At 44.5% G+C, this 20,328-nt stretch carries 13 protein-coding genes, 2 tRNA genes and 3 rRNA genes; 6 read left to right on the top strand and 12 right to left on the bottom strand.

The genetic code is table 11. The features are described from left to right. Nucleotides 1–38: 38 nt before the first annotated feature. The 12 genes from modA to ABDD95_RS02645 all read right to left on the bottom strand — a co-directional run bounded on the left by modA (nt 39) and on the right by ABDD95_RS02645 (nt 12,570). Nucleotides 39–782, bottom strand: a complete 744-nt coding sequence (gene modA, locus ABDD95_RS02700; protein ID WP_345950360.1) for a molybdate ABC transporter substrate-binding protein — start codon at nt 780–782, stop codon at nt 39–41. Between the two features lie 5 nt (nt 783–787). Beyond that, on the bottom strand, nt 788–1,279 hold the full coding sequence (locus tag ABDD95_RS02695) for a hypothetical protein (RefSeq protein ID WP_345950359.1): 492 nt from the start codon (nt 1,277–1,279) through the stop codon (nt 788–790). A 37-nt stretch (nt 1,280–1,316) separates the two neighbouring features. Beyond that, nucleotides 1,317–2,465: an NTP transferase domain-containing protein gene (locus ABDD95_RS02690; RefSeq protein WP_345950358.1), complete on the bottom strand. Its 1,149-nt coding sequence runs from the start codon at nt 2,463–2,465 to the stop codon at nt 1,317–1,319. Continuing rightward, entirely contained in the window at nt 2,458–2,946 is a 489-nt protein-coding gene (gene moaC / locus ABDD95_RS02685) for a cyclic pyranopterin monophosphate synthase MoaC (protein WP_345950357.1), read from the bottom strand. The genes ABDD95_RS02690 and moaC overlap by 8 nt, the downstream gene beginning before the upstream one ends. 216 nt (nt 2,947–3,162) lie before the next feature. Then, nucleotides 3,163–5,391, bottom strand: a complete 2,229-nt coding sequence (locus ABDD95_RS02680; RefSeq protein ID WP_345950356.1) for a xanthine dehydrogenase family protein molybdopterin-binding subunit — start codon at nt 5,389–5,391, stop codon at nt 3,163–3,165. After that, nucleotides 5,388–6,383 (bottom strand): xanthine dehydrogenase family protein subunit M, encoded by a 996-nt coding sequence (locus ABDD95_RS02675; protein ID WP_345950355.1) that lies wholly within the window; start codon nt 6,381–6,383, stop codon nt 5,388–5,390. The genes ABDD95_RS02680 and ABDD95_RS02675 overlap by 4 nt, the downstream gene beginning before the upstream one ends. Beyond that, complete coding sequence (locus tag ABDD95_RS02670; protein ID WP_345950354.1) at nt 6,376–6,921, bottom strand: 2Fe-2S iron-sulfur cluster-binding protein; 546 nt, start codon at nt 6,919–6,921, stop codon at nt 6,376–6,378. The genes ABDD95_RS02675 and ABDD95_RS02670 overlap by 8 nt, the downstream gene beginning before the upstream one ends. A 393-nt stretch (nt 6,922–7,314) precedes the next feature. Further along, a 5S ribosomal RNA gene (gene rrf, locus ABDD95_RS02665) occupies nt 7,315–7,426 on the bottom strand. Between the two features lie 154 nt (nt 7,427–7,580). Then, a 23S ribosomal RNA gene (locus ABDD95_RS02660) occupies nt 7,581–10,465 on the bottom strand. A gap of 236 nt (nt 10,466–10,701) precedes the next feature. Further along, a tRNA-Ala gene (locus ABDD95_RS02655) sits at nt 10,702–10,775 on the bottom strand. Between the two features lie 21 nt (nt 10,776–10,796). Beyond that, a tRNA-Ile gene (locus ABDD95_RS02650) sits at nt 10,797–10,871 on the bottom strand. Nucleotides 10,872–11,049: 178 nt separating this feature from the next. Further along, a 16S ribosomal RNA gene (locus tag ABDD95_RS02645) occupies nt 11,050–12,570 on the bottom strand. Together the 16S, 23S and 5S rRNA genes with 2 tRNA genes alongside form the textbook arrangement of a ribosomal RNA operon. Before the next feature lie 1,107 nt (nt 12,571–13,677). Here ABDD95_RS02645 and ABDD95_RS02640 point away from each other — a divergent pair. The 6 genes from ABDD95_RS02640 to recN all read left to right on the top strand — a co-directional run bounded on the left by ABDD95_RS02640 (nt 13,678) and on the right by recN (nt 20,163). Beyond that, on the top strand, nt 13,678–14,496 hold the full coding sequence (locus ABDD95_RS02640) for a hypothetical protein (RefSeq protein WP_345950353.1): 819 nt from the start codon (nt 13,678–13,680) through the stop codon (nt 14,494–14,496). 391 nt (nt 14,497–14,887) lie between these two features. Further along, the gene (bamD, locus tag ABDD95_RS02635) at nt 14,888–15,823 is read left to right on the top strand and encodes an outer membrane protein assembly factor BamD (protein ID WP_345950352.1); all 936 of its coding nucleotides are present in this window, start codon (nt 14,888–14,890) and stop codon (nt 15,821–15,823) included. Between the two features lie 14 nt (nt 15,824–15,837). Continuing rightward, nucleotides 15,838–16,173, top strand: a complete 336-nt coding sequence (locus ABDD95_RS02630; RefSeq protein ID WP_345950351.1) for a DNA-directed RNA polymerase subunit omega — start codon at nt 15,838–15,840, stop codon at nt 16,171–16,173. A 142-nt stretch (nt 16,174–16,315) separates the two neighbouring features. Beyond that, nucleotides 16,316–17,515 carry a bifunctional phosphopantothenoylcysteine decarboxylase/phosphopantothenate--cysteine ligase CoaBC gene (gene coaBC / locus ABDD95_RS02625; protein ID WP_345950350.1) on the top strand — a complete coding sequence of 400 codons (1,200 nt, stop codon included), beginning with the start codon at nt 16,316–16,318 and terminating at the stop codon, nt 17,513–17,515. Beyond that, entirely contained in the window at nt 17,512–18,408 is an 897-nt protein-coding gene (locus ABDD95_RS02620) for a DUF4835 family protein (protein WP_345950349.1), read from the top strand. The genes coaBC and ABDD95_RS02620 overlap by 4 nt, the downstream gene beginning before the upstream one ends. A gap of 93 nt (nt 18,409–18,501) precedes the next feature. After that, nucleotides 18,502–20,163: a DNA repair protein RecN gene (recN, locus tag ABDD95_RS02615; RefSeq protein WP_345950348.1), complete on the top strand. Its 1,662-nt coding sequence runs from the start codon at nt 18,502–18,504 to the stop codon at nt 20,161–20,163. Nucleotides 20,164–20,328 lie beyond the last annotated feature (165 nt).

Genomic DNA, 20,328 nt, shown 5'->3' with positions numbered 1-20,328 from the left:
ATTCAGATTGCTGATACTTGATTTCAGGAAGCCCCTATCTACCTGTAGCCATATTGCTTGAAAATCTGTTTAGCTTTTGCACTGAACAGAAAATTATAAAACGCCTGTGCATACTTGCTATTCTTTCCGGCTGCTGGCTTTATGATAACCACGCCTTGTGCAATGGGCCTGTATAGTTTGTTACTTACTTCAGTCCAGGCCCCTATACTTTTCTGTGCCGGCTCAAACACTACCGACTTGGCCGTAAAAGCGGCATCAACAGCACCGGTAAGCAAGTATTGATTTACCTGGGCAACGCTTTCGCCATACACTATTTTAGGTTGCAGATCATCAGCCAGTTTTAGCTTTTTGAGCGCCTGCATGGCCGCCTCGCCGTAAGGTGCCAGCGCGGGATTAGCAATGGCCACTTTGCGAAACTCATTTTCTTTTAGCGATGCCAAACCGGCTTTTAACGGCTGTTTGCTCCATACTACTAAAGCGCCATAGGCATACACCTTGGGCTTGCCTGTAGTAAACCCTTTATCAAATAGTTCCTGCGGGTATTTCATATCGGCCGACAAGAACGCGTCAAAAGGCGCCCTCTGCTCAATTTGGGCGGTTAACTTTCCGGATGAACCAACTATAAGTTCGGCTTTAATACCGGTTTGCTGCTTAAAGGCTTTGGCCAGCACACCGGCTACAAACTGTGCATTAGCAGCTACTGCAATGCGCAGCTTTTGCGCTGTTGCGGCAAACGGCATTATCATCAATAAAGCAAGAATAGAAATCCATTGCTTTTTCATTCTAATTATTGTTTAAGAGTTACTACTTCAATACTCACTACCTGGCGCACCCAACGGGCATGCTCCTTTTCGGCCGGTACAATCATTTGATAGGGCCCGTTCTCTGAAGCCAATAACTTTTTGTCTTCCTTATCGGCCAGTAAAATGGTACGGTTAGCAAAAAGAGGGTCAATTTCGGGAAGGGAGTAAATAGCTTTGTAATTATCGGCAGCGGTAACAACAATGTAGCTGATAATGCTTTTATGTTTAGCGGTATCTCCTAACAAAATGCCGGCTTTGGCAAGCAGGTTGGCCACCGTTACACCGGTATAGCGGTGCACTTTGTCGTCATGCGCTTTGGCCATTACTACCGCCTGCTTCATTTCACGAAACATTGTTTTATTAATGGTAAAAGTTGCAATGCTATCGCCGCTAATAGTAATGTTTTGAGCTACTGATTGCAGGCCAAAAGCCATGCACAGCAACAATGGGCACATTACTATATAAAATTTCCTCATGAGTATATATTAGTTTAACCGGCAAGATAGCAGTTTTTTATAAACCACCTTGCTGCAAGCGAGCCATTGCTTCCTGCCGTTGCGCCGGGTAGTTTACATTCTGCAGCTCCTCAACAGCAGGAGCTTGTAACAATTCCACGTCAGAATTAATGAGGACTTTGCGCGGACAAGAGTACCCCTGATTTAAAAACTGTAGCATTACCGGATAGGCCCTGGGTTCCCAAATAGTAATTAAAGGCTCCGGAAACTGGTTTTCACTATCCATAAAACAGGTAGCTATTTTAGATAGATTACGATTTTCTATCAGATGATTTAGGGTTTGCGCGGTTAAGTATGGCAGGTCGCAAGCTACGGTAAGCCAGGCCGCGTTGGGGTTTTGCTGAAAGGCAGATAGGATGCCACCAAAAGGTCCTAAACCTATAAAGCTATCTAACACAACAGGCAGTTGCTCCTGCTGGTTAACCCATTGCTGGCTGGCATAAGATACAAAGGTTTCCGTGCACAACGCACTCATCATCTCATACATATGCAACCGCTGGCTTTTTCCAAAGTATTGTATGCTGCCTTTATCCGTTTGCATACGCTGGCTTTGCCCGCCAGCTAATACCAAGCCGTTAAGAACCGGCAAACGGCTAAGCAAATATTTGTCAATAAAAGTTGTTAAAGCCAACACATCAGCCATCTTTAAAATAGGCACAGCTGCGCCGGCAGGTAAGTGGTTGGTGAGGTAATCTGGAATCGAACTGACGCCATCTGTCAACAAAATAAGCTGTACATTGGTAAGTTTCTCCAGTTTTTTATCTAAAGGTTTAACCGGATCTATCACTACAATTTGGCTTTGTGCCGCAAAGTGATTGCCATTTACCAACACCAGGTCCTGTTCATTAAATACCGTGCGGTTTTGGAAAGCATTAAACTTTTGCTTGTAAGCAAACACACGGTGGCTAACTTTATCGGTAAACTCAAGTGCTGCGCCATGAGCTAAAACTGAGTTTTCATCTGCCTGAGCCGCTTGATGATCGGCATCAACAAAAGCGACTTGGTATTTGGCGTAAAGCTCTTGTATAATTTGGTTAGACAGCTTGCGGATGTTAGCACAATTAGTACCTAAAATGGCCAGTTCATTTCGGTGGAACTCCCCCAATGAAGGCTTTGCCAGCTTAGCATGTTTTTGATGATTATCCATTGAAATCGCTTTTGCCTCCTGTTTTCTCCAGCAGTTTGGTTTCTTTAATAAGGATGTTATGCGAAAATGCTTTGCACATATCATAAATAGTTAGTGCAGCTACGCTGGCGCCGGTTAAGGCTTCCATTTCTACGCCGGTTTTTGATGTGACGGCAGCCGTACATCCTATCACCACTTCCTGCTCTTCGTTAATCGTAATTTCAATCTTACAGCTTTCCAACGCCAGCGGGTGGCACAGTGGTATCAGGTCTGCCGTCTTTTTTGCAGCCATAGTGCCGGCTATAATGGCTGTTTGAAATACAGGTCCCTTTTTAGTTTGGATATCATTGCCCTGCAGGTGCTGCATTATTTCTGGCCCTAAAACCACTGTACTTTGAGCTTTGGCTATGCGTTTAGTCACCTGCTTATCGCTCACATCAACCATGGTTGGGTAGTTGGTATCGGGGTTAATATGCGAGAATGTTTTGACGGGTTGATTCATAGAAGTGCTTGGATGCATACAAAGCTAAACATAAAACTTGGCCCTGTCCATCCTATAGGAGTATTGTAACTTTCTAAAAGATGCCTTCTCTAACAATAGTTAGAGAAGGCATCTTTTCAAATTAATTAACTTATTACTTTGAAAAGATCTCACGCATACGGCAGAAATAACATCATTTATCTAGTCCTTCCCTTCTCGGGAGGGTTTAATAAAAGCTTACATCAGTTTATTTAACTGTATAGGCAAATCTCTTACTCGTTTGCCTGTTGCATGATATACGGCATTGGCTATTGCTGCAGCCACACCAACAATGCCTATTTCGCCCACTCCCTTAACGCCCAATGGATTTACAACTTCATCGTGCTCCTCTACAAAAATGATGTCCACATCTTTAATATCGGCGTTGACGGGTACATGGTACTCGGCAAGGTCATGGTTGATGAAGCGGGCAATGTTGTTGTCCATTACCGAATCCTCATGCAGGGCCATACTAATACCCCAAACTACACCACCTAACACCTGACTGCGCGCCATTTTAGTGTTGATGATACGTCCGGCAGCTACAGCTGTTACCACACGGTTAACATGTACGGTTCCTAAATCCTCATCTACTGCCACTTCGGCAAAAACGGCCGAATGTGTATAGCGGGAGTATTTTTTCTGCTTAAGCATGTTGGGCAGTGACGTAACATCGGCTTCAATATAATTTGCCTCGCTCATTTTCATTACCTCTGTAAGCGTGTAATAAACGTCGGGCTTGTCTTTTAAGCTAATACTGCCGTTTGCAAAAATCACATCTTCATCATCGGCATCGGCAAAAGGTGAATTTGGTAGCTTACGTGCCATTTTAAACAGCTTGCCTTTAACATCATCACAAACCAGCTTTACAGCTGAGCCAATGGTAGCAGCAGTCCAGGAGCCACCTTGCAGCGGCGCCATAGGCATAACACTGTCACCCAACTTAAATTGCACGTCTTCTAACGGCAGCCCCAAAGTTTCCGCAGCTATTTGGGTCATACTGGTGTAGGTACCGGTGCCTATGTCGGCAGTTGCACTGCTAACCGTTAGCTTGCCATCAATGGTAAACATTGCTTTTGCCCTGGCCGGCATTTGCTGCGCTTCCCACGCACCTGTAGCCATGCCCGATCCAATGAGGTAGTTGCCTTTACGGGTAGCACGAGGTTCTGCCTTACGCTGATCCCAGCCAAACTTTTCAGCCCCCTGCCGGTAACATTCCCTCAACTCCTTGCTCGAAAAGGGCAAATCATCATTCAGATCCTTCTCCGCATAATTTATTAAGCGGAACTCAAGCGGATCGATACCGGCTTTGTAAGCAGTTTCATCAATGGCACACTCAATAGCATACACGCCGGTTACACCGCCGGGCGCTCGCATATCTAAAGGGGTATACACATCAAGAGGAACTATTTTATGCGAGAAACTAACATTTTGGCAATTGTATAAAAAGCCCGACCAGTTGACAATATTCTCAGTATACTCCTCAAATTGCGATGTTTCGCTAAAAGTATTGTTGATGACAGCCTGTAGCTTACCATCAGCAGACGCGCCAATGGTTATTTTTTGCAGCGTTGCCGGGCGATGTCCGAATGAAAACATTTGCTGCCGTGTGAGCACTACTTTAATTGAGCGCTTCAATTCCATAGCTGCCATTACAGCCAGGTACAATTGGTATTGTGGCCGTAAGCCAGCACCAAATGCACCACCCACAAAAGGTGATATGACACGTGCTTCATCTGTAGACAAGCCGAACACACTTTTCACATAGCTTTGGCTGTTGAGCACGCTTTGCGTTTTATCATATATGGTTAATTTATCATCATCGCCATAAATAACAGTTGTAGCATGCATCTCCATAGGGTTGTGGTGCTCGCTACCGTGAAAATAATCGGCTTGATGTTGAATAGCAGACTTATCGAAAGCTTTCTGTGCATCGCCACGGGGCTTGGTAACCGGTACCTTATAGGATTTAGGCTTTTTAGCTTTATCTAAATTAAGCTCTATGCCCGACTGCAGGTTTTCATCTATCTCGTATTCGAAATGAATTAAGGTTGATGCATAACGCGCCAGCTCAAACGTTTCGGCCACTACTAAAGCAATAGGCTGTAAGCTGAATTGAATTTCATTGTTTTGAAAAGGCCTAAATGGCGAGCCGTCTTTAGGTGCGTCCTGATCTTTGTAACTCCGGTCAAACCAGGCAAAGTCGGGCACATTTTCGTGCGTAAAAACTTGTAAAACTCCCTTTTGACTAAGTGCCTGCCGCGTATTTACGGCGGTAATTTTACCCTTGGCTATAGGACTTGATACCACGTAACCGTAGGTAATTCCGGCAGCTACGTTAAATTCGGCAGCATATTTCGCCTGCCCGGTTACCTTAGCGCGGCCATCTACCCGGCTAATGGGTTTGCCTATATATTCTGTACTCATGCTTGTTCCTCCAGTTTAGCTGCCTTTAATAACGCTCTTACAATTGCCCGCTTTGCGAGATCTATTTTAAAGGTATTGTCGCCAAAGCCTTTTGCACCTTCCAAAGCAATTTCTGCTGCTTTCTTAAAATTTTCAGTTAATGCTACCTGATTGGTCAGTGCAGCTTCCGCTTCAATACTTCTCCAGGGCTTATGCGCAACGCCACCCAAGGCTAGGCGTGCTTCGGTAATTACATTACCATCCATTTTTAGCCCTACGGCTACGGATACTAATGCAAAAGCGTACGAGGCCCTATCACGAACCTTTAGATATTCAAAGTTCTCAGCAAATCCTTCAGTTGGTAAATCTATGGATGTAACGATATCGCCTGCATCGAGCGTGTTATCCAAATCCGGCCGGTCTCCCGGTAAGCGATGAAAATCGGCAAATGGAATACTCCGGTCACCGTTTTTTCCGGTTATGTTTACCGTAGCCCCTAACGCTGCGAGCGCTACACACATATCACTGGGATGCGTTGCGATGCACTGTTCGCTGGCACCTAAAATAGCATGTATACGGTTGTACCCGTTTACGGCCGAGCAGCCTGAACCCGGCTCGCGCTTATTACAGGGCGTGGCTTTATCATAAAAATAATAACAGCGTGTGCGCTGCATAAGGTTGCCCCCATTGGTAGCCATGTTACGCAGCTGTGGAGAGGCTCCGGCTAATATGGCTTTTGACAAGAGCGGATATCGTTCCTCCACCTTTTCGTTCCAGGCGGTATCAGCATTGGTTACTAAAGCCCCTAAACGCAGGCCGCCGTTATTGGTATCTTCAATACTATGAAAAGCAAGATGAGTGATATCGATTAGGTGATCGGGACTCTCGACGCTTATTTTCATTAAGTCGAGCAGGTTTGTACCACCAGCTATGTATTTAGGGCTGTCGTGCTCGTCCAGTTCCCTTATAGCAGCATCTGTGCTATTAACGCTTACATAGGTAAACTTATTCATGACTACCGGCTCCTTTCACTTGCTCAATAGCATCCAAAATGTGGGGGTAAGCACCACACCGACAGATATTGCCACTCATGAGTTCACTTATTTCATCACGCGTTGTTGCTTTACCTTCATTAATTAAACCAACGGCCGAACAAATTTGACCGGGTGTGCAATAACCGCATTGGTAGGCATCATGTTCAACAAATGCCGCCTGAACCGGATGCAGTTCGTCTCCTTTTGAAAGACCTTCGATAGTAGTGATTTGGCAACCTTGCTTCATAACCGCCAATGTGAGACAAGAGTTGATGCGTTTACCATCAATCAACACTGTACATGCACCACACTGACCGTGGTCACATCCTTTTTTAGTACCGGTGAGACCAACATATTCCCTGAGCGCATCTAACAAACTGACCCAAGGCTCAATCTTAAGATGAATCTCCTGTCCATTTATGTTGAGGACTACATTGTGCGCTGAGTCAGGGTCGGGCACAGCATGAGCTAAGGGCCAGGTATGTCCTTGATGCGTCTGGTCGATTATTGTATTCATTAGCAAAGCGTTTAATGCATTATTCGGGAAATGCTAAGATTTAAACACTTGTAACTTAAATTAGTTCTGTAGGGAAAAAGACAGGTAATTATTTATAAGTATTCCAGATAGTAAGCCACCAGTGCCTGATTGTGCGGCAAGGAAGTCGATAAAATCGGAATAAGATTCTCCTGAACATGAAGGGAAAAAAAACAGATGATGGTTCGCAACGAAATGACCTACTCGATACTGATAAACGGAGATAAGAATGAGAATACGGGTAAACCAGCAGGCCAGGGCAGGAAGGCCGCAGGCAAGTTAGTACAGCTTCTGGAGCTAAATCAGCGAGGTGTGTTAGGCTATAAAAGCAGAAAACCCCCTGTAATGCTTAGTTACAGGGGGTTAACTGAAAAGGTTTGGCGCCGACCTACTCTCCCACATTTTACTGCAGTACCATTGGCTCTGGCGGGCTTAACTTCTCTGTTCGGAATGGGAAGAGGTGGACACCGCCGATATAGGCACCTGAATATTTTTAATGTTTTTGAGCAGTCCTTTATGAAACGGACTACCTTAAACAATGACAATAATTGAAAGAAGTAATGTTAGTTCTGAGTAAACAACAGCACATGTTGTTTTTGATGGTATGGTGTGACCGGAAAGATCACACCACTTATCTGTTGACGAAGAAAGCTTCGGGCAATTAGTATTACTCGGCTATGATGTCACCACCTTTACACCTGTAACCTATCAACGTAGTAGTCTACTACGACCCTCAATGGAAGTCTCATCTTGTGGCTAGTTTCGCACTTAGATGCTTTCAGCGCTTATCTATTCCCAACGTAGCTACTCTGCAGTACAGCTGGCGCCATAACAGATTCACTAGAGGTTAGTCCAACCCGGTCCTCTCGTACTAAGGTCAGCCCCACTCAAACTTCCAACGCCCACAACAGATAGGGACCGAACTGTCTCGCGACGTTCTGAACCCAGCTCGCGTGCCACTTTAATCGGCGAACAGCCGAACCCTTGGGACCTTCTCCAGCCCCAGGATGTGACGAGCCGACATCGAGGTGCCAAACCTCCCCGTCGATATGAGCTCTTGGGGGAGATCAGCCTGTTATCCCCAGCGTACCTTTTATCCTTTGAGCGATGGCCCTTCCATGCAGAACCACCGGATCACTATATCCGTCTTTCGACCCTGCTCGGCTTGTCTGCCTCACAGTCAAGCAAGCTTATGCTATTGCACTCCACGTACGGTTACCAAGCGTACTGAGCTTACCTTTGAAAGCCTCCGTTACCTTTTTGGAGGCGACCACCCCAGTCAAACTACCCGCCAAACAATGTCCTCTGCCGTGCAGAGTTAGACACCAAATACAGAAAGGGTGGTATTTCAACGTTGACTAACCGACTCCTAGCGAAGCCGGATCACAGTCTCCCACCTATCCTACACATCCTGTATCCGATATCAATGTTAAGTTGTAGTGAAGGTGCATGGGGTCTTTCCGTCCCGTTGCGGGTAACCGGCGTCTTCACCGATACCACAATTTCACCGAGCTCATGGCTGAGACAGCGCCCAGATCGTTACACCATTCGTGCAGGTCGGAACTTACCCGACAAGGAATTTCGCTACCTTAGGACCGTTATAGTTACGGCCGCCGTTTACCGGGGCTTCGATTCAATGCTTCGCCTTGCGACTAACATCCCCTCTTAACCTTCCGGCACCGGGCAGGTGTCAGGCCTTATACGTCATCTTTCGATTTTGCAAAGCCATGTGTTTTTGTTAAACAGTCGCCTGGGCCTTTTCACTGCGGCTGCCATTGCTGACAGCGCCCCTTCTCCCGAAGTTACAGGGCCATTTTGCCGAGTTCCTTAGCCATGAATCACTCGAGCACCTTAGGATTCTCTCCTCGACTACCTGTGTCGGTTTACGGTACGGGTTTTGATAACCTGAAGCTTAGCAGGTTTTCTTGGAAGTCTGATTACCATCACTATCACGCCACCCGAAGGCTTTGTGTACTATCAGCTTTCAGCAAACAATGCGTACTTTACTACATCGCCTATACCTACGGCCTTTAACGTTCTATTCCGTCAGAACGCGGATGTGTCACTACTCCGTCACTGCATCGCAGTTATCAAAAGTACTGGAATATTAACCAGTTGTCCATCGGAATCTCCACTCGGATTATCCTTAGGCCCCGACTAACCCTGATCCGATTAGCGTTGATCAGGAAACCTTAGTCTTTCGGTGGGCGGGTTTCTCTCCCGCCTTATCGTTACTTATGCCTACATTTGCTTTTCTATAACCTCCACATGCACTTGTCGTGTCATGCTTCGCCGGCGATAGAATGCTCCCCTACCAGTGTATATAAATATACAATCCATAGCTTCGGTATACTATTTAATGCCCGTTTATTATCCATGCCCGACCGCTCGACTAGTGAGCTGTTACGCACTCTTTAAATGAATGGCTGCTTCCAAGCCAACATCCTAGCTGTCTGTGCAGTCGGACCTCGTTAGTTCAACTTAATAGTAATTTGGGGACCTTAGCTGATGGTCTGGGTTCTTTCCCTCTCGGCCCTGGACCTTAGCACCCAGAGCCTCACTGCAGCGTATATTATTCAGCATTCGGAGTTTGTCTGGATTTGGTAGGATTTGACTCCCCCGCACCCAATCAGTAGCTCTACCTCTGTATAACTTTACCGCCACGCTGTTCCTAAAAACATTTCGGGGAGTACGAGCTATTTCCCAGTTTGATTAGCCTTTCACCCCTACCCACAAATCATCCGGAAACTTTTCAACGTTTATCGGTTCGGTCCTCCAGTACCTGTTACGGCACCTTCAACCTGTCCATGGGTAGATCACAAGGTTTCGCGTCTACCTCCTCTGACTGCACGCCCTATTCAGACTCGCTTTCGCTTCGGCTTCGTGTCTTAAACACTTAACCTTGCCAGAGAAGAGTAACTCGTAGGCTCATTATGCAAAAGGCACGCCGTCACAGAACAAGTCTGCTCCGACCGCTTGTAAGCACACGGTTTCAGGTTCTATTTCACTCCCCTGTTCGGGGTTCTTTTCACCTTTCCCTCACGGTACTGGTTCACTATCGGTCTCTCAGTAGTATTTAGCCTTACCGGATGGTGCCGGCAGATTCCTACAGGGCGTCTCCGACCCCGCAGTACTCAGGATTCTACTAGGTTATTATTCCTTACGCGTACGCAGCTCTCATGCTCTATGGCGGGCCTTCCCATGCCCTTCCGCTTCAGTTTAATATACCACATCGTAGTCCTACAACCCCCACTATGCCGTAACATGGTGGGTTTGGGCTGTTTCCCTTTCGCTCGCCACTACTCAGGAAATCACTATTGTTTTCTCTTCCTCTGCTTACTTAGATGTTTCAGTTCAGCAGGTTTGCGCATTATTGCAATCCATCTTCAATGGATTAGGTTTCCCCATTCGGAAATCTACGGATCAATTCATATTTGCTAATCCCCGTAGCTTATCGCAGCTTATCACGTCCTTCATCGCCTCTGAGAGCCAAGGCATCCCCCGTGTGCCCTTTCTTACTTTCTTCTACACATGCCGCTTTTGCTCGGCATGGTATGCTTTATTTAGATAGTTACTTTGTTATCAGGTTTTCCAGTTATTCCTTATCTGCCTTGCGGCTTATAAATAGTAACTTGATTACTTACTAACTCGTAACTGTCCTTCACTGTTGTTTTCTCAGTTTTACAATTACTTCTTCCAATATGTCAAAGAACTTTCGAATTAGACAGGCAAATGATTGCTCATTTGCTTATCACATCTGTGTGGAGAATAACGGATTCGAACCGTTGACCCCCTGCGTGCAAGGCAGGTGCTCTAGCCAGCTGAGCTAATTCCCCATAAAAGATTTCCCTTTGTAGTAGTCTCGAGCAGATTTGAACTGCTGACCCCTACATTATCAGTGTAGTGCTCTAACCAAACTGAGCTACGAGACTTTGTTTAATGGTTACAGCCACTCTATATATTATCTATATAGTACTGATATGGCTTTTCTTTTCTGGGTTTCTTCTTTTTTCTTCTAATCTTAAGAAATACATGTGCGTAGCAGGATTCTGTCTTTTTACTTACCTCTCTTTTTCGGCTCGTGTTACTTGGTACTGAATACTGCTCCAGAAAGGAGGTATTCCAGCCGCACCTTCCGGTACGGCTACCTTGTTACGACTTAGCCCCAGTTACCGGTTTTACCCTAGGACGCTCCTTGCGGTTACATACTTCAGGTACCCCCAGCTTCCATGGCTTGACGGGCGGTGTGTACAAGGCCCGGGAACGTATTCACCGCGTCATTGCTGATACGCGATTACTAGCGAATCCAACTTCACGGGGTCGAGTTGCAGACCCCGATCCGAACTGTGAATGGCTTTTAGAGATTGGCATCCTGTTGCCAGGTAGCAGCCCTCTGTACCATCCATTGTAGCACGTGTGTAGCCCCGGACGTAAGGGCCATGATGACTTGACGTCGTCCCCTCCTTCCTCTCTACTTGCGTAGGCAGTCTGTTTAGAGTCCCCACCTTAAATGCTGGCAACTAAACATAGGGGTTGCGCTCGTTGCGGGACTTAACCCAACACCTCACGGCACGAGCTGACGACAGCCATGCAGCACCTAGTTTCGTGTCCCGAAGGACTGATCCGTCTCTGGATCATTCACTAACTTTCAAGCCCGGGTAAGGTTCCTCGCGTATCATCGAATTAAACCACATGCTCCTCCGCTTGTGCGGGCCCCCGTCAATTCCTTTGAGTTTCACCCTTGCGGGCGTACTCCCCAGGTGGAATACTTAACGCTTTCGCTTAGACGCTGACCGTATATCGCCAACATCGAGTATTCATCGTTTAGGGCGTGGACTACCAGGGTATCTAATCCTGTTTGATCCCCACGCTTTCGTGCCTCAGTGTCAATCACACTTTAGTGAGCTGCCTTCGCAATCGGTGTTCTGTGACATATCTATGCATTTCACCGCTACTTGTCACATTCCGCCCACTTCAACTGTATTCAAGCCCATCAGTATCAAAGGCACTGCGATAGTTAAGCTACCGTCTTTCACCCCTGACTTAATAGGCCACCTACGCACCCTTTAAACCCAATAAATCCGGATAACGCTTGGATCCTCCGTATTACCGCGGCTGCTGGCACGGAGTTAGCCGATCCTTATTCTTACCGTACATTCAGCTCTCTTCACGAAGAAAGGTTTATTCCGGTACAAAAGCAGTTTACAACCCGTAGGGCCGTCTTCCTGCACGCGGCATGGCTGGTTCAGAGTTGCCTCCATTGACCAATATTCCTTACTGCTGCCTCCCGTAGGAGTCTGGTCCGTGTCTCAGTACCAGTGTGGGGGGTCATCCTCTCAGATCCCCTAGACATCGTCGCCTTGGTGGGCCGTTACCCCGCCAACTAGCTAATGTCCCGCATGCCCATCGTTGTCCTATAAATATTTGATCATTATGCAATGCTGCACTGTGATTTTATGCGGTGTTAATCTCTCTTTCGAGAGGCTATCCCCCTGACAACGGTAGGTTACATACGTGTTACGCACCCGTGCGCCACTCTCATGGGGAGCAAGCTCCCCAATCCCGTCCGACTTGCATGTATTAGGCCTGCCGCTAGCGTTCATCCTGAGCCAGGATCAAACTCTCCATTGTAAAATGTTTTGTTTGTATCCAGACCCTATTACTCAAAATAGAAATCTGATTATTTGTATATCTTTATACAGTATTCAGTGTAACTCCAATTTCGAAAGGTTTTCTTTTTTTTGATAGAGTCGACAACCTTAAGTTATCGCTCCCGCTACGCTACATGTTACTTCTTAAAAGAACTTTATCGCTTCCCCGTCACGGTTCCGCTTTTTATATCTGCTCATCCTAGCGATGAGTGATTTTGCTTTTGTTTTTCCCTCTCTTTCCGTCCGCTTTCGCTTTCGTTCCGTTTGGGAGTGCAAAGGTAACTAAGTTTTTGATTTCTCCAAAATTTATTTCTAAATTTTTTTGAGACTCCTCAAACAGCTTTTCGCCGTTTTTCTTATCCCTGTGCCGCTTTTCAATCTATTCCCGATCATTGCGATTGGGAGTGCAAAGGTAGAAATCTTTTTGACATCCCCAAAACTTTTTTTAAAGTTTTTTGTGATGCCCCGACTGGCTATCCGCCTCTCTTCGGATCTCCTCCTCTCTTGCTGACGCATCTTCCAATGCTTCAACAATCCTTCGCCCCTTTTCAATGTACTAACCGCATTCCTTCGTTTGCGGGTTGCAAAGGTAGCGCTTTTTTCCTTTTTATAAAACCTTTCTCCTCTTTTTGTGTTACATCCCCCTTAACTCCCTACCCTTCAACCCCTTTCTTTTTCTAAAACGCCCGCACTGCCTTAATCAGGTTGCTTATCGCATATAAGTAAGTTCTTAAACTGCCCTTTTAATCTGTTATAATGATACAGGCGTTATATTAGATGTTAAACTCCATTGAGAGATCAAGATTTGTAATACTTTTCAATAATAAAGACAATCTTATGTTCAACCAGCTCTTGATAGGACCTTAAACTGTTCATTTTATACATCCATCCATTTTTAAAATTAGTTGCAGGCATAAGCTGAGGTCTATTATATAATGTAGTTGTTGTCTTTTTTATGTATTCTTCCAGTGCAATACTCCATCATCAGTCAATCAAGGTTGACGATAGTTTTCTTTAAAAACACAAATCAACTCTCAATTGCCGAAAGTGCCACGGTTTTGGTAAATTAGGGGCAGTAAATCTTAACATGGCTCCTAATTTATTTTACCTGTCGTTCCTTTGCTGTTTTACTATAGCTTTTAATGTTTCGGTATTTGCACAGAAACCAGATCTATACATTGAACCCAAGCTTTCCAACAACAAAGGCATTAACCCCTTTAATTACGATAATAAGATTTTTGTTGAAAGCAAGACTTACATATATGACTATTTTATTGTCAAAGGCCACGATACACTCAAATATGCAATTACATCACAACCAGAAGGCGCTAAGTCATGGCATTATGTACCCGCTATGCAAAAGGATAGTAGTACAATTGAATATCTGGGTATAAAGACTTTGGGAAAAATAGGTCCTATAATGATGGACAAACCAAATTACAATCAGACGGAGGTATTCCTCTACCATTATAATTTTGATTTCAAACCTTTAGAGACCGAACTAACGGGGGTAATTGAGAATAAGGAAAATATCTGGTTACACCCATTTCGCTTTCATGCGCTAGAGATTCTGCAACTGTCTCCCTTTCCTTACATCAAGCTGCCGCTTAAATCCGGTCAAATTTATGATTGGAATCTCGAAATCGGTGAAAAATGGCCTGAATTTAAAGCCTTCAATTGGACAGGTAAGCTTACTCTCCATTGCAAATATGTTGTGCAAGGTAAGGAAGCGCTCAGCTTACCCATTGGAACTGTCCAAACAATAAAAGTTAAGGGTATTGCGAATACCACCAGTGGCCATAGCATTCTCGTGTCTTACTTCAGCGAACAATTCGGATTTGTAAAGCTGGTATATCACAACTTAGATGGGTCAAGTATTACCATGACTCTTAAACAGATCAAATAGGTTTGCCTTTTGAATATGTTATAGCATTCACTTTTGGTTACATGTTTTCAATGGATAAATCCCCTCTGTGTTCTCGCGGCAATAAGCCTGGATGCTCTACCTATTATATAGGTAGAGCAATATCAGATGTTTCAATTACAGGAAGCTATTGTTCTGCTAATATTGCTTTAACACCGGCGTAAGTTAACACATTGTTGCTAAGGGCATCCTGTTTAAGCCTTGCAAGCGGGTTATATTTAGTGTTCAGCTCACCTACGTTGGTTCAGTTGTCAGTTCATAGTTAAAAGATGTTAAATGTGAAGCGGAAACATACTATAACACAATAAGGCGTTTATTTTCGCGCTTAAAATAAATAATTGATTGATTTACATTATATAATTATCTTTGCAGGATGTTTAAAAAGCAACGTGCTATAATTGCAGGCTTATTAGTTACCGCGGTACTTATTACTGGCAGCTGTAAAAGCAGCTACGAGAGATTAAAGGAGAGTAACGACCGGGCTAAACAATACCAGCAGGCCGTAAAATTCTATAACAAAAAACAATACTCAAAAGCACTGGAGTTATTTGAGTTACTTACACCAAAATACAGAGGATTAAGTGAGGCTGAAGACTTATTCTTTTATTACGCCTACGCTAACTATAACTTAAAGGATTACACTTCGGCCCGTTACCATTTTAAAAACTTTGCCGATCTGTACCCATCAAGTACCCGTGCTGAGGAATGCCGTTACATGTCTGCCTATTGTTATTATCTGGATTCACCTATTCCGTCGCTTGACCAGGAGAATACCACCAAGGCTATTGAGACTTTACAATTGTTTATAAACCTTTATCCTAAAAGTGAACGTAGCGTTCAAGCCGGTAAGTTGATTCAGGACCTGCGCGATAAATTAGAAACCAAAGCTTACAATAATGCAAGGCTTTATTTAGATATCGGCGATTACCTGTCGGCAGTTATGGCATTCAATAATGCCCTGCGCGATTATCCGGATACTAAGTATGCAGAAGAAATGGAGTTTTTAACTGTTAAGGCCCAGTACTTGTATGCCAAGAACAGTGCCGAATTCCGTCAGGAAGAGCGCTATACGCAATCAATGACCTATGCTGATCAATTTGCTGAAAAATATGCAAACAGCAAGTATACTAAAGAAGCAGCCGAATACCGTAAAGACAGCGAGCGTGGTATTGCAAACGCCAAACGTTATTTAGCGCGGTTAGAAGCTGAGGGTAAACTGGCCAAAAAACTAGCAGATAGGGATACGGCTAAAGCGCCGCAACAACAGTCAATTACTGATAAACATAATCAAAGAAGTCCGCAACAATAAAATATAAAACGAACATGAGCAATAATCCTAATAATAAACCAACTGTAGCAGGCAGTACCGTAACCCGCGATTTGCGCGACCTGGATAAAACAACAGACAACCTGTATGAGTCTATCGTTATCATGTCGAAACGTGCAAACCAGATATCAAACAACATTAAAGAAGAGCTGCATCAGAAATTATCTGAGTTTGCCTCTGCAAATGATAACCTGGAAGAAGTGTTTGAGAACCGTGAGCAGATCGAAATTTCGAAACATTACGAGCGCTTGCCCAAACCTACGTTAGTAGCAGTTCAGGAATTTTTAGAAAACAAGGTTTATTTCCGCAACCCTAACAAAGAGAGAGATTAATTCTCTTACCTGTAAAAACAAGATTTTAGAAAAAAAGCCCTTTTACTTTCAAAAGGGCTTTTTTTATTGTAAGATACCGCCGCGAAATTGAATAAGCCATTCAGTTTATACGATATTAGCTGGGTTTACATATTTTTGTACTATGCTCGAAGGCAAGAAAATTGTTTTAGGTGTTTGCGGTAGTATAGCGGCCTATAAATCTGCTACGCTTGTGCGCTTGTTAATAAAGGCCGGTGCCGACGTACAGGTAGTGATGACCAAAGACGCTACCAGCTTTATTACGCCGCTTACGCTCTCCACACTTTCCAAAAAACCGGTACTCATACAATATTTTGAACCTGGCACCGGTCAATGGAATAACCATGTAGAACTGGGCCTATGGGCCGATTTATTCCTGATTGCCCCAGCGAGCGCCAACACTATGGCTAAAATGGCCGGTGGACAGTGTGATAATCTACTTACTGCGGCATACTTATCGGCCAAGTGCCCGGTTTACTTTGCACCTGCAATGGATCTGGATATGTGGCGCCACCAAGCTACCTTAAGCAATGTGCAAAAGCTGCAAAGCTATGGTAATATACTTATACAGCCAGGCAGTGGTGAACTGGCCAGCGGCTTGCATGGTGAAGGTCGCATGGCGGAGCCTGAGGAAATTGTAAGTTTTGTAACCGATCAACTATCAGAGAGCCTTCCGCTGGCTGGTAAACGAATGCTGGTTACGGCTGGTCCTACTTACGAGGCAATTGATCCTGTGCGTTTTATAGGTAACCATTCTTCCGGCAAAATGGGATTTGCCATCGCCGATGAATTGGCCAAACAGGGTGCTGTGGTAACACTTATAGCGGGTCCATCTGCACAAACGTTACAACAAACCGGTATAAACCGTATTGATATTACATCAGCTGCAGAAATGCTGGAAGCTTGCTTGCAACATTTTGACATTGCTGATGCTTGCATAATGAGCGCTGCCGTGGCCGATTATACACCTATAAATGTGTCATCCCAAAAAATCAAAAAGCAGAGTGACACCTTTGGCATAGATCTAAAGAAAACGACTGACGTATTAAGAGTACTGGGCGAACGCAAACGACACAATCAATTACTCATTGGTTTTGCGCTCGAAACCCAAAACGAGGAGCAGAACGCTATAGATAAGCTGCACAAAAAAAACCTCGACCTGATTATTTTAAATTCACTTAATGATGTTGGCGCAGGCTTTAAGCTTGATACCAATAAAATAACAATGATTGACCGGCAGCTCCATAAAACAATCTTTGAAACCAAGCGTAAAAGCGAGGTGGCTGCTGACATATGCCATAAGATAATTACGTTGTTGAAATGATGAAGAAGCTGGGGTTGTTATTGTTGTGGTTAGGAATTGTGCATACAGCTATTGCACAGGATTTAAATGCCCGTGTACAAGTACTATCGCCGAAAATTGCGACAACCAATAAGCGCATTTTCACTTCGCTACAAACCGCCATGCGTGAGTTTTTGAACGGACGCAAGTGGAGCGCCGATGCTGTACAACCGCAAGAAAAGGTAGATTGCAGCTTTGTACTAACGGTTACCAATTGGGATAACGGAACTAGTTTTAGTGGCGAACTCCAGGTGCAGTCGACCCGTCCAGTTTATAACGCCGCTTATAACTCCCCCGTTTTTAGTATTAACGACCGCGATTTTGACTTCACCTACACCGAAGGGCAAACCATTGACTTTAATAACCAAACCTTCGAAAGCAACTTAAGCTCGGTGATGGCTTTTTATGCCTACATGATTATGGCTTTTGATTACGACAGCTTTTCTAAATTCGGCGGCACTTCATATTATGCCAACGCACAAACGGTAGTTATTAACGCGCAAAGTTCATCATACCGTGGCTGGAAAGCATTTGATAATAATACCAACCGCTATTGGCTGTCGGAAAACACCATGAACAAAACTTACATTCCGCTGCGTGAGTTTTTATATACCTACCATAGGCAAGGGCTGGATTTAATGGCCGACAATGCAGCTACCGGCCGTAAAAATATAACGGCCGCTTTACCGGTACTTACCCAGTTGGATCGTGTACGAGTCGGTGCCACTTTGCCCACCTTATTTTTTCTGGCTAAGCGCAATGAGTTAGTCTCTATTTATTCAAAAGCCGATCCCCAGGAAAAGCTGCAGGCCATGAACATCCTTAACCAAGCCGACCCGGCTAATGGAAATTTGTATCAAACCTTACAACAATAAACCACTTTAGTACATCTGTAAGTTTGTTATAAAACACATCTGTTAGGCATTGATTTTGTAATTGAGTATCTTTGTATTCAAGGATAAATCTACATGCTGCATCAGCTCAACATTCATAATTACGCTTTAATTGATAACCTGGAAATTGGCTTTGACGCCAGTTTAAATATCATAACCGGCGAAACCGGGGCCGGTAAATCTATTATATTAGGTGCCCTATCACTTATTTTGGGTCAGCGTGCTGAGAGTAAGTACTTCTTCAATCAGCAAAAGAAGTGCGTGATTGAAGGTACTTTTAAGATTGCCGACTTTCACCTTAAAGCTTTTTTTGAAGAGAACGACCTGGATTACGAACCTGAAACAGTTTTAAGGCGCGAAATATCGGCCGATGGCAAATCACGTGCGTTTGTGAACGACACACCAGTTAATTTGGCTACTTTAAAGCTTTTAGGCGAGCAATTGATAGATATTCACTCGCAACAGGCTACCCGCGAAATTAATGATCCGGGCTTTCAGTTGCTGGTTGTGGACGGCGTGGCCAAACATCAGCCTTTGCTCAACCAATATCAAACTGACTACAGGGCTTACAAAAAAGCAACGTCCCGGCTTCAGCAGCTGATCGATGAAAATAATAAAGCCAAAACAGACCTCGATTATTTTCAGTTTCAATTTGATGAATTAGAAAAGGCAGGCCTATCGGCCGATGAGCAGGAAGAACTGGAGCAGGAGCTTTACACGCTGAACAATGCCGAGGAAATAAAACGCAAACTGAATGGCGCACTTCAATTATTGCAGGACAGCGAAGTGGCCGTTACTTTACAAGTAAAAGAAGCCGGACAGCAGCTCTTATCACTTAATAAATTTAATCCGCAGATTGCTGAATTGCATGAGCGACTTAACAGCTCATTAATTGAGCTGAAAGATATAGCTTCTGAAATTGAGCTGATAGAACAGCAAACGCAAACCAACGAGGCACGTGCCGATGAGATCAATACACGCTTAAGCCTGATTTACAATTTGCAAAAGAAGCACCGGGTTAGCAGCAATGCCGAGTTACTGGCTTTGCAGGAAGAGCTATCGGGCAAGATACAGCAAGTGCTTTTTGGGGACGAAGAAATTGAATCGTTACAGGAGCAAATAAAATTGCAAAGAGACGATTTACAGCAACTGGCTAAGCAATTATCTGACAACCGCATTAAAGCCCTCCCCGACATTGAAACTCAGGTTATGGATACCCTGGCTGAAATGGGGATGGGCAATGCCCTTCTTAAAATTGAGCATACTTATACCACTAACCAGGAACTTACTAAAACCGGTGCAGACCAAATACGCTTTTTATTTACGGCCAACAAAGGACATAACTTGGCCGAAATGAGTAAAGTGGCTTCAGGTGGCGAGCTGTCGCGGTTAATGCTGAGCATAAAATCTATCATTGCAAGATATACCGCATTACCGACCATTATTTTTGATGAGATAGATACAGGTGTGTCTGGCGAGGTAGCCAATAAGGTGGGTGTTATTATGGAACGTTTAGCCGACAACCTGCAGGTAATTACCATTACACACCTGCCGCAAATAGCCAGCAAAGGGCAAAGCCATTATTTTGTATATAAAAATAATGAAACAGCTACCACTTATACCCAAATACGCCAGCTAACCGATGAGGAACGCGTTTTAGAGATTGCCAAAATGTTAAGCGGCGACAAGCCGGGCGAAAGTGCGTTGCAGAACGCAAGGGAATTACTGAACAGTTAGGCACAAAACACGTGTTAGGGATTGAAGCGGATACCGGCCAGTGACTAAGGCCTGTGCAGTATGAGCGTAAAGCCCGGCCCGAAGGGAACACCCATATTGAAAAACTAAGTACAATGATTACGTACTGCTTTAGGTAGTATACCTATTGGCAAACGCATATGACAG

The sequence above is a fragment of the Mucilaginibacter sp. PAMB04274 genome (assembly GCF_039634385.2).
Lineage (GTDB): Bacteria > Bacteroidota > Bacteroidia > Sphingobacteriales > Sphingobacteriaceae > Mucilaginibacter.
This window is presented reverse-complemented; position numbering and strand designations above follow the sequence as displayed.

Coding starts and splice junctions, on each gene's coding strand:
- ABDD95_RS02670 (WP_345950354.1), bottom strand. CDS start 6,921: ATGAATACAATAATCGACCAGACGCATCAAGGACATACCTGGCCCTTA.
- modA (WP_345950360.1), bottom strand. CDS start 782: ATGAAAAAGCAATGGATTTCTATTCTTGCTTTATTGATGATAATGCCG.
- ABDD95_RS02690 (WP_345950358.1), bottom strand. CDS start 2,465: ATGGATAATCATCAAAAACATGCTAAGCTGGCAAAGCCTTCATTGGGG.
- moaC (WP_345950357.1), bottom strand. CDS start 2,946: ATGAATCAACCCGTCAAAACATTCTCGCATATTAACCCCGATACCAAC.
- ABDD95_RS02680 (WP_345950356.1), bottom strand. CDS start 5,391: ATGAGTACAGAATATATAGGCAAACCCATTAGCCGGGTAGATGGCCGC.
- bamD (WP_345950352.1), top strand. CDS start 14,888: ATGTTTAAAAAGCAACGTGCTATAATTGCAGGCTTATTAGTTACCGCG.
- ABDD95_RS02695 (WP_345950359.1), bottom strand. CDS start 1,279: ATGAGGAAATTTTATATAGTAATGTGCCCATTGTTGCTGTGCATGGCT.
- ABDD95_RS02630 (WP_345950351.1), top strand. CDS start 15,838: ATGAGCAATAATCCTAATAATAAACCAACTGTAGCAGGCAGTACCGTA.
- coaBC (WP_345950350.1), top strand. CDS start 16,316: ATGCTCGAAGGCAAGAAAATTGTTTTAGGTGTTTGCGGTAGTATAGCG.
- ABDD95_RS02620 (WP_345950349.1), top strand. CDS start 17,512: ATGATGAAGAAGCTGGGGTTGTTATTGTTGTGGTTAGGAATTGTGCAT.
- recN (WP_345950348.1), top strand. CDS start 18,502: ATGCTGCATCAGCTCAACATTCATAATTACGCTTTAATTGATAACCTG.
- ABDD95_RS02640 (WP_345950353.1), top strand. CDS start 13,678: ATGGCTCCTAATTTATTTTACCTGTCGTTCCTTTGCTGTTTTACTATA.
- ABDD95_RS02675 (WP_345950355.1), bottom strand. CDS start 6,383: ATGAATAAGTTTACCTATGTAAGCGTTAATAGCACAGATGCTGCTATA.